Source organism: Amycolatopsis sp. NPDC088138 (assembly GCF_044741685.1).
Lineage (GTDB): Bacteria > Actinomycetota > Actinomycetes > Mycobacteriales > Pseudonocardiaceae > Amycolatopsis.
On sequence record NZ_JBIUTB010000011.1, the window covers coordinates 47,220 to 59,908 of the forward strand.

General features: G+C 72.8%; 11 protein-coding genes. 8 read left to right on the forward strand and 3 right to left on the reverse strand.

Annotated features, from left to right (window positions below):
* Nucleotides 1-111 precede the first annotated feature (111 nt).
* Entirely contained in the window at nucleotides 112-747 is a 636-nt protein-coding gene (locus tag ACIOD2_RS47830; RefSeq protein WP_400552541.1) for a response regulator, read from the forward strand.
* On the opposite strand, the gene ACIOD2_RS47835 is transcribed toward ACIOD2_RS47830, so the two are convergent.
* The gene (locus ACIOD2_RS47835) at nucleotides 744-1,700 is read right to left on the reverse strand and encodes an Acg family FMN-binding oxidoreductase (RefSeq protein WP_400552543.1); all 957 of its coding nucleotides are present in this window, start codon (nucleotides 1,698-1,700) and stop codon (nucleotides 744-746) included. The genes ACIOD2_RS47830 and ACIOD2_RS47835 overlap by 4 nt on opposite strands.
* A gap of 116 nt (nucleotides 1,701-1,816) precedes the next feature.
* On the opposite strand from ACIOD2_RS47835, the gene ACIOD2_RS47840 reads away from it, so the two are divergent.
* From ACIOD2_RS47840 to ACIOD2_RS47865, 6 genes are all read left to right on the forward strand, one after another.
* Nucleotides 1,817-3,577, forward strand: a complete 1,761-nt coding sequence (locus ACIOD2_RS47840; protein ID WP_400552544.1) for a GAF domain-containing protein — start codon at nucleotides 1,817-1,819, stop codon at nucleotides 3,575-3,577.
* A 144-nt stretch (nucleotides 3,578-3,721) separates the two neighbouring features.
* Nucleotides 3,722-4,807 carry an acetate/propionate family kinase gene (locus tag ACIOD2_RS47845; protein WP_400552545.1) on the forward strand — a complete coding sequence of 362 codons (1,086 nt, stop codon included), beginning with the start codon at nucleotides 3,722-3,724 and terminating at the stop codon, nucleotides 4,805-4,807.
* A gap of 117 nt (nucleotides 4,808-4,924) precedes the next feature.
* The gene (locus tag ACIOD2_RS47850; RefSeq protein WP_400552547.1) at nucleotides 4,925-5,893 is read left to right on the forward strand and encodes an Acg family FMN-binding oxidoreductase; all 969 of its coding nucleotides are present in this window, start codon (nucleotides 4,925-4,927) and stop codon (nucleotides 5,891-5,893) included.
* 137 nt (nucleotides 5,894-6,030) lie between these two features.
* Nucleotides 6,031-7,017: an Acg family FMN-binding oxidoreductase gene (locus tag ACIOD2_RS47855; RefSeq protein ID WP_400552549.1), complete on the forward strand. Its 987-nt coding sequence runs from the start codon at nucleotides 6,031-6,033 to the stop codon at nucleotides 7,015-7,017.
* 144 nt (nucleotides 7,018-7,161) lie between these two features.
* On the forward strand, nucleotides 7,162-9,819 hold the full coding sequence (gene mgtA / locus ACIOD2_RS47860) for a magnesium-translocating P-type ATPase (protein WP_400552550.1): 2,658 nt from the start codon (nucleotides 7,162-7,164) through the stop codon (nucleotides 9,817-9,819).
* Nucleotides 9,816-10,238, forward strand: coding sequence for a hypothetical protein (locus ACIOD2_RS47865; RefSeq protein ID WP_400552552.1), 423 nt, complete (start codon nucleotides 9,816-9,818; stop codon nucleotides 10,236-10,238). The genes mgtA and ACIOD2_RS47865 overlap by 4 nt, the downstream gene beginning before the upstream one ends.
* Here ACIOD2_RS47865 and ACIOD2_RS47870 read toward each other — a convergent pair.
* Nucleotides 10,183-10,863 carry a CBS domain-containing protein gene (locus ACIOD2_RS47870; protein WP_400552553.1) on the reverse strand — a complete coding sequence of 227 codons (681 nt, stop codon included), beginning with the start codon at nucleotides 10,861-10,863 and terminating at the stop codon, nucleotides 10,183-10,185. The genes ACIOD2_RS47865 and ACIOD2_RS47870 overlap by 56 nt on opposite strands.
* Nucleotides 10,864-10,947: 84 nt before the next feature.
* Nucleotides 10,948-11,556: a DoxX family membrane protein gene (locus ACIOD2_RS47875; protein ID WP_400552555.1), complete on the reverse strand. Its 609-nt coding sequence runs from the start codon at nucleotides 11,554-11,556 to the stop codon at nucleotides 10,948-10,950.
* 218 nt (nucleotides 11,557-11,774) lie between these two features.
* Between ACIOD2_RS47875 and ACIOD2_RS47880 the strand changes: the two genes are divergently transcribed.
* Entirely contained in the window at nucleotides 11,775-12,665 is an 891-nt protein-coding gene (locus ACIOD2_RS47880) for a universal stress protein (RefSeq protein ID WP_400552557.1), read from the forward strand.
* The last annotated feature ends 24 nt before the right edge of the window (nucleotides 12,666-12,689 follow it).

Below are 12,689 nucleotides of genomic sequence, written 5' to 3' on the forward strand. Positions count from 1 at the left end.
GTGTGGACCTTCGGCGCCGGCAAAGGGTCTTTCGCCACCGCCGGCCGGCGCCCTCCGGTCGTAGGCTGAGCTGGGCGGACAACCGGTCCGTTCCGGTTCGGGAGGTCGGAGATGCTGCGCGTCTTTCTCGTCGACGACCACGAGGTCGTCCGCCGCGGCGTCGCCGACCTGATCGAGGAGGACGAGGAGCTGACCGTGATCGGCCAGGCCGGCAGTGTCTCGCAGGCTTTGGCCCGGATTCCGGCGCTCGATCCGGACGTCGCGGTGCTCGATGTCCGGCTGCCCGACGGCAACGGCATCGAGCTGGCTCGCGAGCTGCGCTCGAAGCTGCCGGACCTCAAGTGCCTGATGCTCACCTCCTACACCGACGAGCAGGCGATGCTCGATGCGGTGCTGGCCGGTGCCAGCGGGTTCGTCATCAAGGACATCAAGGGCATGGACCTGGTCTCGGCCGTGCACGACGTGGGCGCGGGCAAGTCCCTGCTCGACGCGCACGCGACGGCCGCGCTGATGGCCAAGCTGCGCGAGAGCCAGACGAAGGGCCCGTTGTCCGATCTGTCCGACCAGGAGCGGAAGCTGCTGGAGCTGATCGGCGAGGGCCTGACCAACCGGCAGATCTCCGAGCGGATGTTCCTGGCCGAGAAGACCGTCAAGAACTACGTCTCGCGCCTGCTGACCAAGCTGGGGATGGAGCGCCGCACCCAGGCCGCCGTCCTCGCCACCGAGCTGCGCCAGCACGGGAGTTAGGCGCGGAGCCGGTCCGGCTCCAGCAGGACGTCGTCCAGGGACCGGCGCGGCGTCCACGACGGCGTGCCGCGGCCGAGGCGCAGCACGATCTGCGGCCACAGCCCGCCGCCCAGCAGGGTGCGCAGCTCCGCCCGGACCGCGGGAACCTCGACCGGCCGCGAGACGAACGACGCGTCGAACCCGGCGGCGGTGGCCGTCAGCAGGACTCGTTGCATGGCCTGACCGGCCCGGATCCGGTCGGCCTTCTTGTCGTCGAAGGAGCCGACGACCACGACCAGCGGATCGGGGGAGCCGGCCAGGATCCAGTCTTCGTCCTCCATCGGCATCGTGCGGCCGGTGTTGCCGGGGACGCCGTCGCGGCTGCCGGGGGAGCGAGCGGTCCAGCGCTGCCACTCGGCGAGAAACGCCGGATCGGCCGTCTGAGCGTGATGGCTCCGGTGCGTCAGGTCGCGCAGGCGGTCCAGCTGGTCCGCGTCCAGCAGGGGCAGCCAGGCCTGCTCGGCCTCGGCGGCGTGGCGCAGCTCGGCGACGACCGCGTCCGGGATCACGGCGGCCTCGAACGGGGTGCGGTTCGTGTGCCGGCGCGGGATCGCGCCGGCCAGCCGGACGAGCCGCCGGTCCGGGTTGCGGGCCGCGAACGGCCGGACCACCGCGAGCAGCGCCGGGTCGTCACGCCGGGGCAGCAGCGTCGTGGCCGGGTGCGCGCCGAGAGCGTGGATCGCGGTGCGCACGTTGAACAGCGCGGCGCCGCAGGAGAGCAGCAGTTCGCGCCCGCCGGCGTCGGCCACCGGCAGGGCGCGGTCCGGATCGGCGTGCAGCTCGAGGCCCGCGGACGTGCAGCGGAAGCGCCACGGCTGCGTGTTGCGCGTCGAGGGCGCGAGCACCGCCGCGCCGAGCACGGACCTCACCTGACCGGAGTCCAGCAGGCCGATCGCGGTGATGAGCCGGGTCATGGGTTTCCCCTCGGGCACCGCTGCGCGGCACACTGTGGTTCCGAACGCTTCCTGCGACGGTCTCTCGGGTGGCGGGGTGGCGGAAAGGGGAGAAAGTCACCAGAGGCGAGGTCGGAATGGACGAAGGCGATGGTGGGGACGCGGTGCCGGTGAGCGGGTCCGGGCTGCCGGAGCACGGCTCCCGGCGGCGGGCCGGAACGCTGTCCGGGCTGCGGCTGCGCGAGGTCCTGCGTGACCTGCAGGACCGCATCGAGCTGCTGATCGGCACCCGCGACAAGATGGACGGCCTGCTCGACGCGGTACTGGCCGTCGCGTCCGGACTCGAGCTGGACGCCACGCTGCGCCGCATCGTGCAGGCCGCGATCGAGCTCGGCGAGGCCGAGTACGGCGCCCTCGGTGTGCTCGCCGAAGACGGCTCCCTGTCCGAGTTCATCTACCTCGGCATCGACGACGAGACCCGGCACCTGATCGGTGACCTGCCGGAGGGCCACGGTGTCCTCGGCGTGGTCATCGACGAAGCGAAACCGTTGCGGCTGGAGGAGATCTCCGCGCATCCGGTGTCGGTGGGCTTCCCGGCGGACCACCCGCCGATGCACTCGTTCCTCGGCGTGCCGGTCCGGGTGCGTGACGAGGTGTTCGGCCGGCTGTACCTGACCGAGAAGAAGAACGGCGAGCCGTTCACCGACGACGACGAGGTCGTCGTGCAGGCGCTGGCCGCCGCGGCCGGCATCGCGATCGAGAACGCCCACCTCTACGAACAGGCGCAGGTGCGGCAGCAGTGGCTGGCCGCGACCGGCGAGGTGACGACCGAGCTGCTGGGCGGCACGGACCCAGTGGAAGCGCTCACCATCATCGCGACCCGGGCGCTGGAGCTGACCGGTTCCGACGGCACCATGCTCGCGCTGCCGAACTCGGGACGGCTCGACGCCGACGAGGACTGGGGCGACGACGTCGACGAGCTGACCGTCACCGTCTGCGCGGGGGCGCGCGCGGCCGACCTGTCGGGCCTGCGCATCCACCTCGACGGCAGCGTGCCCGGCGCGGTTTACCGGGACCGGACGCCCCGCAGCGCCGCCGAGCTCGAGCTGGGGGAGCACCGGTTCGGGCCCGCGCTGGTGGTTCCGCTGCGGGCGGGCGACCGCACGAGCGGTGTGCTCATCACGGTCCGGGAGACGGGGGCGCCGTCGTTCGGCGCCGCTCAGCTGTCGGTCGTCGCCTCCTTCGCCGACCAGGCCGCGCTGGCGCTGCAGCTGGCGGCGCAGCAGCGGGCCGCCCGCGAGCTGGACGTGCTGGGCGACCGTGACCGGATCGCTCGTGACCTGCACGACCACGTCATCCAGCGGTTGTTCGCGGTGGGCCTGTCGATGCAGAGCACGCAGCGGCGGACGAAGTCGCCGGAGCTGCAGAAGCGGCTCGGGGACAGCATCCAGCAGATGCACGAGATCGTGCAGGAGATCCGGACCGCGATCTTCGACCTGCACGGCGGCGCGGCGGGGGAGACCCGGCTGCGGCACCGGCTGCACGACGCGATCGCCGAGCTCACCGACGACGCGCCGGTGCACCCGACGGTCAGCATGTCCGGCACGCTCGACTCGGTGCCCGCGCAGCTGGCCGAGCACGTCGAGGCGGTGGTGCGCGAGGCGGTCAGCAACGCGGTCCGGCACGCGGAGGCCTCGACGTTGTCGGTGTCGGTGGCGGTGAAGGACAACGTGCTGCGCGTCGTCGTGGTCGACGACGGCAAGGGCATCCCCGCCGACGTCTCGCCGAGCGGGCTCGGCAACCTGCGCGACCGGGCGGAGGCCGCAGGCGGGCGGTTTTCGCACGAACCCGGGCCCGAGGGCGGTGTGAAGCTGGACTGGTCGGCGCCGCTCGGCTGATCGCGGCGCACTTCGGTGACGAAGGTCCCCGGAGTCCGGGTAGTCCGGCCGCGTCGCGGCGCCCCCGGTCCGGGGTCTCCTTGACCGGCGACGCCGGACTGTCCTGGTGCCCGCCCGAGGAGACTGATCCCGAGGAGGACTGCCGTGCGTGTGCTGACCCTGAACCCCGGCTCGTCGAGCATGAAGGCTTCGCTGGTCGCCGACGGCATCGCGGCCGGCTCGGCCGCGTGGGACCTCCCCGACCCCGGCGCCGTCGCCCGGACGATCCGCCGCTGGTCCGACGTCGACGCGATCGCCGTCCGCTTCGTCCACGGCGGCGCTCAGACAGCGCCCGCGGCGGTCGACGACGAACTGCTCGCAAGCCTCGAAAGACTCACTTCGCTGGCGCCGAACCACCAGCCGCTGTCGCTCGAGGTGACGCGGACGGTCCGGCGCCTGCTGCCGGACGTCCCGGTGGTGGCCTGCTTCGACACCGCGTTCCACGCCGAGATGCCCGAGTCCGCCGCGCGGTACCCGGTGCCGCGGGCGTGGACCACGGAGAACCGCCTGCGCCGCTACGGGTTCCACGGCCTCTCGTGCCGGCACGCGCTGCACCGCACCGCCGAACTGCTCGGCCGGGCGCCGGAGGACCTGCAGCTGATCTGCGCCCACGTCGGTGCCGGGGTGTCGGTGACCGCGATCCGCGACGGCCACGGCGTCGACACCAGCATGGGGTTCACGCCGCTGGAGGGCGCGATGATGGCCACCCGGTCCGGCTCGGTCGACCCGGGTCTGCTGCTGCACGTGATGCAGACGGTGCCGATGAGCCCGGCCGAGATGACCGATGCCCTGGTCAACCACTCCGGGCTGGCCGGGATGAGCGGCACCGACGGCGACCTGCGCCGGGTGCTGGCCGCCGCCGCCCGCCGGGAGCCGGACGCCCGGGTGGCTCTCGACGTCTACCGGCACCGCCTGCTCCGGGAAATCGGCGCGGCCGCGACCAGCCTGTCCCGGCTGGACGCCGTCGTGTTCACCGGGGGCGTGGCCGAGCACCAGCCGGAGGTGATCACGTCGGTCGTCGCGGGGATGGGGGTGCTCGGCGTGCGCGCCGGCGACGGCCCGAGCACGGACGTCGACCGGATCGTCAGCGCGGCCGGCTCGCCCGTGCCCGCCCTGATCGTCCTGCCCCGGGAGGACCTCGAACTGGCGCGCGGCGCCGAAGACGCGCTCGCCCGCCTGGCCGTGTCGTGAGATCCCGGTAGAGGCCGAATTCCGCTGCAGCCGGGGACTTTGTCCTCCGTCGCCGGCACCCGGCGAGGGCCCACGATGGTCGGGCGGGGCGCCCGACCCCGCGCACGGGAGATCGCGATGACCACTGCAGGACCGGCAGCCTTGACCTCCGAGCAGATCGGCACGCTCGCCCGCGCGGTGGGCCGTGCGCCCTCGGTGCACAACAGCCGGCCGTGGCAGCTGCTCGTCCGCGGTACCGAGGTCGATCTGCTGGAGCGGCGCAGCGTGGTGCCGCGGCGGCAGGACCCGTTCGGCCGGGACCGGATGATGTCCTGTGGTGCCGCGCTCACCAACCTCGAACTCGCGGTGCGCGTGCTCGGGCGCGACTGCCACGTCGCGTTCCGGGACGGCGAAGACGCCGTGGCCACGGCGACCATCGGTCGTCCGCGGGCGGCCTCGGCGCGGGACTTCGACCTGTACGAGGCCATCGGCCGCCGCCGCAGCCACCGGCACGAGTTCGACCACGGCCGGGTGCCGGCGGCCGTCCACGCGGCGCTGGTCGCGGCCGGGGAGGCGACCGGCGTGCACCTGGTGGTGCCCGCGCACCTGGACCGGTTCGCCCAGCTGCTGGGGTTCGCCACCCGGGTGCTGCGCGAGGACCGCGGTTACCAGCGTGAGCTCGCGAAGTGGATCGCCCACGTCACGGGCCCGCCGGCGACCGGGGACGGCGTCCCCGAGGACACGCTGAGCCCAGAAGCCCCGCCGGTCGCCGGGCTGGTGCCCGCCGACACCCCGGTGCCCGGCGACGACGTGCTCGCCGGGCGGCTGGCCGCGGAGAACCTCCTGGTCGTCTGCACCGACGGCGACACCAGGGCCGAACAGCTGGCCGCCGGGATGGCCCTGCAGCGCGTCTGGCTGACCGCGACGGCGAAGGCCCTCGCCGGGTCGGTGATCACCCAGCCCCTGCACCTGACCGGGTTCCGCGCCCGGCTGGTGTCGGAGCTGGTCCTGCCGGGGGTGCCGCAGGCGATCTTCCGTTTCGGCTGTGCCGAGGTCCCCGTGGCTCCCTCGCCGAGGATGCCCCTCGACGAGCCGTTCTTCGAGTGAACGCCGGGCCCGGCGCGCCGCGTCATCGGGACCGTGGGGCCTTTGGTCACCTCGGCTCGTGACACGCGACCGTCGTCCCGGCCCCGGCGACCCGGTGATGCTGAAGGGGATCGTCACCCCCGAGCCCGGAGCCACCGATGAGCCGACCAGTTCCGACCGTGTTCGACCAGGCCTTCGCCGCGGCCGTGCGCGCGCCGTCCCCGCACAACACTCAGCCGTGGCGGTTCGTCGTGGAAGGGGACGTGATCGAGGTCTGGCTGGACCGGGAGCGTGTCCTGCCCGTCGCCGACCCGCACCGGCGCGAAGCCCGGCTCGCCTGCGGTGCGGCCGCGTTCAACCTCTTCATCAGCCTGCGGGCGAATGACCTCGCGGTGGTGGTGCGGACGCTGCCCGACCCGGCCGAGCCGGACCTGGTGGCGGTGCTCCGCCTCGACGGCAACCGGAAGGCCGTCCAGGCCGAGCGACGCCTCGCCGAAGCCGTCTTCCGGCGGCACACCAACCGGCGTCCGTTCCTGGACAAGGAAGTGCCGCCAGGAGTGCGTACCGCGGTGAAGTCCGCGGCTCTGGCGGAGGGTGGCCAGGTCGAGTACCTCGACGCGTCGGGCCGGTACTCGCCGGTGGCGTCGCTGGTCCGGCAAGCCGAGTCGCTGCAGGAAGACGACCTGGCCTTCCGGACGGAGACGGCCTTCTGGACCCACCGCCCGCCGGGGAGCCCCGACGGGGTGCCGAGGACGGCGGACGGCCCGCCCCCGGACCACCACGGCGTGGTCACGTTGCGCGCCTCGCACGAAAACGCGGCCCTGCCGGCCCGCGAGTACGAGCAGCAGCCGCTCCTCGCCGTGGTGCTCACCCGGGATCGCGGGGCGCACGCGGAGGTCCGCGCGGGCATGGCGATGCAGCGGGTGCTGCTCACCGCGACGGCCGAGGGCCTCGCGGCGTCGTTCCTGTCGCAGCCGTTCGAGACGCCGTGGACCCGGGACGCGCTGGACCGGCTCTTCACCGGGCTGGGTCAGCCGCACACGCTGCTGCGCATCGGTTACGGCTACCCGACCCGGCTGACGGCCCGCCGTGCGGTCGCCGACGTGCTGACCCACCGCGTCCGGCCGGACGTGCCGGCCGGCTGAGCGTCCGTTCGCACCGGGAGTGTGCAGCACGTCCTGGAGGGTGACCCTTCCTCCGTGCCTCGGACCCCGGCGCCGCCTGCCCCTTCCCGGTGCGCCACAACGGCTCGCCGATCCGGATCCTCCTTCGCGAACGCCGAGGCACCCATGGCCACCCGCACCACCCCGTCGCCCGCGCGACCCGCCGTCGCCGACCTGGACGTCGGCCACGCCGCGGCCCTGCCGGTCGAAGCGGTCCTGGACGCACTCGGCGGCACGCTCGACGGCCTGAGCGCCGGCGACGTCGCCGAGCGGTCGGCGCGGTACGGGCCGAACGCCGTGTCGTCGCACCGGGCGCGGCTGGTCCCGGTGCTGTGGCACCAGCTGCGCTCACCCCTGCTGGTGCTGCTGATGGTCGCCGCCGTCGCGTCCTACTTCGTCGGCGAACGCAGTGACGCGGTGATCATCGGGGTGATCGTCGCGGTCTCGGTCGGGCTGGGGTTCGTCAACGAGTACCGCGCGGAGAAGGCCGCGGAAGCCCTGCACGCGCAGATCCGGCACGAGACCGTCGTGCTCCGCGGCGGGCGGCCCGGCCGGGTCGACGTCACCGCGCTGGTACCCGGTGACGTCGTCGAGCTGAAGCTCGGTGACGTCGTGCCGGCCGATCTGCGGCTGGTGTCGGTCACCGGCCTGGAGTGCGACGAGTCGGTGCTCACCGGGGAGTCCCTGCCGCTGGAGAAGGACACCGCGCCCGTCGCCGGCGGCACCGCGCTGGCCGAACTGTCCGGGTGCGCGCTGATGGGCACCGTCGTGCACGCCGGCAGCGCCACCGGCGTCGTGGTGTCGACCGGCGCGCGCACCGGCTTCGGCGCGATCGCCGCCGGGCTGAGCACCCACCAGCTCGACACGGAGTTCCAGGTCGGGCTGCGGAAGTTCTCGATGCTGCTGGTGTACGTCGCCGGCGCGCTGACGACGTCGATCTTCGTGGTCAACGTGGTGCTGCACAAGCCGATCCTCGACGCGCTGCTGTTCTCCCTCGCCATCGCGGTCGGCATCACCCCGCAGCTGCTGCCGGCCGTCGTGTCCACCAGCCTCGCCGCCGGGTCGCGCCGGATGAGCCGCCGCAAGGTGCTCGTCAAACGGCTGGTCTGCATCGAGGACCTCGGCAACGTCGACGTGCTGTTCACCGACAAGACCGGCACCCTCACCCTCGGCCGCATCGACTACATGCGGGCCGTCCCCGCGGCCGGCGGCGATCCCGGCGAAGTCCTGCGCTGGGGCCTGCTCTGCACCGAAAACACCGCCGCCGTCGGCGGAAACCCACTGGACCAGGCCCTGTGGGCGTCGCCGGGCTCGGCGGCGCAACGAGCCGCACTGGCCGGTCACACCACGCTGGGGGTGCTGCCCTTCGACCACGAGCGGCGGATGATCTCCGTGGCCGTGCGCGACCCGGCGGGCCACACCGTCCTGGTCACCAAGGGCGCCCCGGAGACCGTGCTGGACCGCTGCACCGGCGTCCCGCCCGAAGCGCGCCTGGCCCTGGACGCCGAGTTCGCCGCGGGCAACCGGGTCGTCGCGGTGGCGTCGCGGCCGTTCCCCGGCGGGCAGCCGCCGACCCCGGCGGACGAACAAGGCCTGACGCTGCTGGGGTTCCTGGTGTTTCTCGACCCGCCCAAGCAGGACGCCGCGCGGGCCCTGCGGCGGCTGGGTGATCTCGGCATCGCGGTCAAGGTCGTCACCGGCGACAACCCCGCGGTCGCCACCAAGGTCTGCCACGACCTCGGCCTCGGTGACGGCGCCGCGCTGACCGGTGCGGACCTCGACGGCCTCGACGACGACCGGCTCGCCGACGCGATCACCCGCACCACGGTGTTCGCCCGGGTGAGCCCGGAGCACAAGGCGCGCATCGTGCGCGTCCAGCGGCAAAGCGGCGGGGGAGTGGCGTTCCTCGGCGACGGCGTCAACGACGCGCTCGCCCTGCACGCGGCCGACGTCGGCATCTCGGTCGACTCGGCCACCGACGTCGCCAAGGACGCCGCCGACGTGATCCTGCTGGAGAAGGACCTCGACGTGCTGGCCGACGGCGTCACCGAAGGGCGGCGGATCTTCGCCAACACCATCAAGTACGTGCTGATGGGCACCTCCAGCAACTTCGGCAACATGTTCTCCGCCGCGGGCGCGTCCCTGTTCCTGACGTTCCTGCCGATGCTGCCGTCGCAGATCCTGCTCAACAACCTGCTCTACGACACCAGCCAGCTCGCCATCCCCACTGACACGGTCGACGAGGAGCAGCTCCGCCGGCCGTCGCATTGGGACATCGGGTTCATCCGCCGGTTCATGGTCTTCTTCGGCCCGCTGAGCTCCGTGTTCGACTTCGTCACGTTCGGCGTCATGCTGTGGGTGTTCCACTCGGGCCCCGGCCAGTTCCGCTCGGGCTGGTTCGTCGAGTCGCTGGCCACCCAGACGCTGGTGATCTTCGCGATCCGCACCCGGCGGATCCCGTTCTTCCGCAGTCATCCCAGCCTGCCGCTGACCCTGGGCGCGCTCGGTGTCGTCACCGTCGGCGCCCTGCTGCCCGCGACGCCGCTCGCGGCCGCGCTGGGGTTTTCGCCGTTGCCGGGCGGGTTCTTCGCCGCGCTGGCCGGGATGGTGCTGGGGTACCTGGTCCTGATCGAGGTGGGCAAGCGCATCTTCTACCGGGTGGTGCGCACGACGACCACCGCGCCACGGCCCGCGAGCCCGCGACGTCCGCTGCGCCGCCGGGCCGGCTACTTCAGCACCGCGGAACGGGCCGCGGGAATCCCGTCGGGTAAAGGACGTCGATGACCGGTGAACCCCGGCGGGGCCGGCACCCCGGAGTGCTCGTGGTGATCCGGCTCGTGCACACGGCGGCCTGGTTCGCCATCGAGTCCTGCTTCTCGTACGTCCTGTATTCGGGGCTGGCGAAGCGATCGGACCGGCGAGCCGCGCTCGCCGGTGGCGTGGTCGCCGTCGAGTGCCTCGTCTTCGCGGCGAACGGGTTCCGCTGTCCGCTGACCGAGGTCGCCGAGTCGTTCGGTGCCGAGCACGGCTCGGTCACCGACCTCTTCCTGCCGCGGTGGTTCGCCCGGAACCTGCCGTCGATCCACGTGCCGTTGCTCGTCCTGGCCGTCGCCCTGCACGTGCGGAACGTCCGCCACGATCGGGCGGTCAGCCGACGGGCTGCGGGCCCTGGCCCTGCCAGACGAAGTCCATCCGGTTCTTGACCCCCACGACGCCGGGTACGGCGAGGACCAGCCGTTCCGCGGTGGCCACGTCGGCTTCGTACTCGAGCCGGCCGGTCAGCAGGACCACGCCGCGCTCGACGCTCGCGAGCACGGCGTTCTTGTCGGCGTGCAAGGCGTCGTCGAACACGGTGCGGTCGACGTCGCTGCGCAGGTCTTCGTCCGTGCGCAGGAAAGTGCGCAGGAGGTCCCGCCGCGCGACGACGCCCACCAGCTGCTCGCCGTCGAGCACGAACAGCCGGCGGACGCCGCTTGTCGTGAGCATGCGCGCGACCTCCGGCAGGGTGGCACCCGGTGTGGTGGTCGGCGGCGCCGCGGTCATCAGCGTGGCCGCGGTCTGCGCGGCCGCCTTGCGCCAGTCCTCCCGCGTCAGGTGGCCGGCGAAGTGCGGGCAGCCCGCGCCGAGCTGGTCGTCCTGGTGCGCCTGCCGGCACAGCAGGTCCGCTTCGGTCACGACGCCGAGCAGCGCACCCTCCGGGGTGGTGACCGGGACCGCGCTGACGCCGTTGGTGACGATCATGCCGATCAGGTCCTTGAACGGTGTCGCCGGCGTCGCGGTGATCACTTCGCGGGTCATGATCCGGCCTACTGTCGTGCTGGTGCGCATGGTCTTCCTCCTGCTGTGGTGACGGTGTGCCGGCCATGGGGCCCGCCGGCACACCGGTGTCCGTTGTGGATGGAGCGGTGGGGCTCAGCGGAGCCAAGGGGTGCGGCGGACGAGGTCGAGCTTCGCCCAGCGGCGGCCGAGGCCCCAGGTGTCACCCGCGGCGAAGGCGGCCAGCACGACGAGCACGACGAGGTACACGAGGTGGTAGTCGATCAGCGGGTTGGTCGACGACGTCGCCGTACCGGCTGAAGTGGACTGGGCGAGCGGCCATTCGGCGATCCACATGAGGGCGAGCAGGACGGTGCCCGCGACCGCGGCCGGGCGCAGGGCCACGCCGAGCAGGAGGGCGACGCCGAGGCCGAGCAGGGCCAGCATGAACAGCCAGTCGGCCCAGCCGGCCCCGGCCCAGCCGCGCAGCAGCGACTGCATCGGCCCGACCTGGACGTGGCCGAGGAATCCCTTGGTCGGCGAGCCGCCGCTGATCCAGGCCTGCGCCGAGCTCGTGGCGTAACCCAGCCCGAACACCTTGTCGAGGAAGGCCCAGAGGAACGTCAGGCCCATCACGATGCGCAGGACGGCCAAGGCCGAGCCACGAGCGGTGGAGCCGGGCTGAGGCCGTTCGGCCGTCCGTGTTTCCGGCTGGCTGGGGATGAAGGGGGTGGTCAGGGACGGGCCGCGGTCCTGGATGGACATCGTGGGGCTCCTTTTCGGTTGTGCACCGAGCATGGGCCGCCGTACGGGCGGGTGATGGTGCCGAAATCCCCGGATCGCGGTGACTTTGGTGCACGGTCCGAGCGGTCCCGCGCAGGGAAGAAAGTCACCGGGATACGCGATCGAATCCTCTGGTGCCGAGCTTTCCCGGAGGAACAGGCTCGAGGTCCGCAGGTTCGCGACAACCGAGGAGTCCTCTCATGGCCGACAACACAACCAGGCAGCAGATCCTCGTCGGTGTCGACGGATCGGCGTCGGCGCTGCAAGCCGCGCGCTGGGCGGGCGACGAGGCCGCGCGCCGGCATCTGCCGGTGCGGATCGTGCACGCCGTGCCGGTGCCCGCGCTGTCCTACGGCGCCGGCGTCCGGCCACCGGACGGATTCACCGAGGTACTGGAAACGCAGGGCCGTCGGTTGCTGGCCGACGCCGAGGCCGCTGTTCGGTCGGCCCATCCCGGTTTGGAGATCCACGCCGACCTGGTGACGGGCGGCCCGGTGACCGAGCTGCTCGAGGCCTCGGCGGATGCTCGCCTGGTCGCGCTCGGCTCCCGGGGACTGGGCGGGTTCAGCGGCATGCTGACCGGCTCCACGGTGGTGGCGATGGTCGCCCGCGGCCGGTGCCCGATCGTGGTGGTCCGTGGTGGTGGCCGTGAGAACGGTCCGGTGGTGCTCGGTTTGGACGGTTCCCCGGCGAACGAGCCCGCGATCGCGGTGGCCTTCGACGAGGCATCGTCGCGGGGCGCGGACCTGGTCGCCGTGCACAGCTGGCTGTCGGTGTCCACGGGCACCGCGCACACGCTCGGCCAGCAGCTGCTCGACGACTTCGATGCCCTGGAAGCGAACGAAAGTGAGCTCATGGCGGAACGGCTCGCCGGCTGGCAGGAGAAGTACCCGGACGTGGCGGTGCGGCGCGTCGTGGCGCGGGACCACCCGGTGCGCTGCCTGCTCGACCACTCCGCCGACGCCCGGTTGCTGGTGGTCGGGAGCCGTGGTCTCGGTGGCTTCTCCGGCATGCTGACGGGGTCGACGAGCCAGGCGCTGATCCACCACGCCACCTGCCCGCTCCTGGTCGTCCAGTCACCTACGCAGTGAGCTGATCGGACCTCGGACGGGGCG

Bases quoted from the DNA above. Each gene is read 5' to 3' on its own strand.
- ACIOD2_RS47830 (WP_400552541.1), top strand. From the start codon at position 112: ATGCTGCGCGTCTTTCTCGTCGACGACCACGAGGTCGTCCGCCGCGGC.
- ACIOD2_RS47835 (WP_400552543.1), bottom strand. From the start codon at position 1,700: ATGACCCGGCTCATCACCGCGATCGGCCTGCTGGACTCCGGTCAGGTG.
- ACIOD2_RS47840 (WP_400552544.1), top strand. From the start codon at position 1,817: ATGGACGAAGGCGATGGTGGGGACGCGGTGCCGGTGAGCGGGTCCGGG.
- ACIOD2_RS47850 (WP_400552547.1), top strand. From the start codon at position 4,925: ATGACCACTGCAGGACCGGCAGCCTTGACCTCCGAGCAGATCGGCACG.
- ACIOD2_RS47855 (WP_400552549.1), top strand. From the start codon at position 6,031: ATGAGCCGACCAGTTCCGACCGTGTTCGACCAGGCCTTCGCCGCGGCC.
- mgtA (WP_400552550.1), top strand. From the start codon at position 7,162: ATGGCCACCCGCACCACCCCGTCGCCCGCGCGACCCGCCGTCGCCGAC.
- ACIOD2_RS47865 (WP_400552552.1), top strand. From the start codon at position 9,816: ATGACCGGTGAACCCCGGCGGGGCCGGCACCCCGGAGTGCTCGTGGTG.
- ACIOD2_RS47870 (WP_400552553.1), bottom strand. From the start codon at position 10,863: ATGCGCACCAGCACGACAGTAGGCCGGATCATGACCCGCGAAGTGATC.
- ACIOD2_RS47875 (WP_400552555.1), bottom strand. From the start codon at position 11,556: ATGTCCATCCAGGACCGCGGCCCGTCCCTGACCACCCCCTTCATCCCC.
- ACIOD2_RS47880 (WP_400552557.1), top strand. From the start codon at position 11,775: ATGGCCGACAACACAACCAGGCAGCAGATCCTCGTCGGTGTCGACGGA.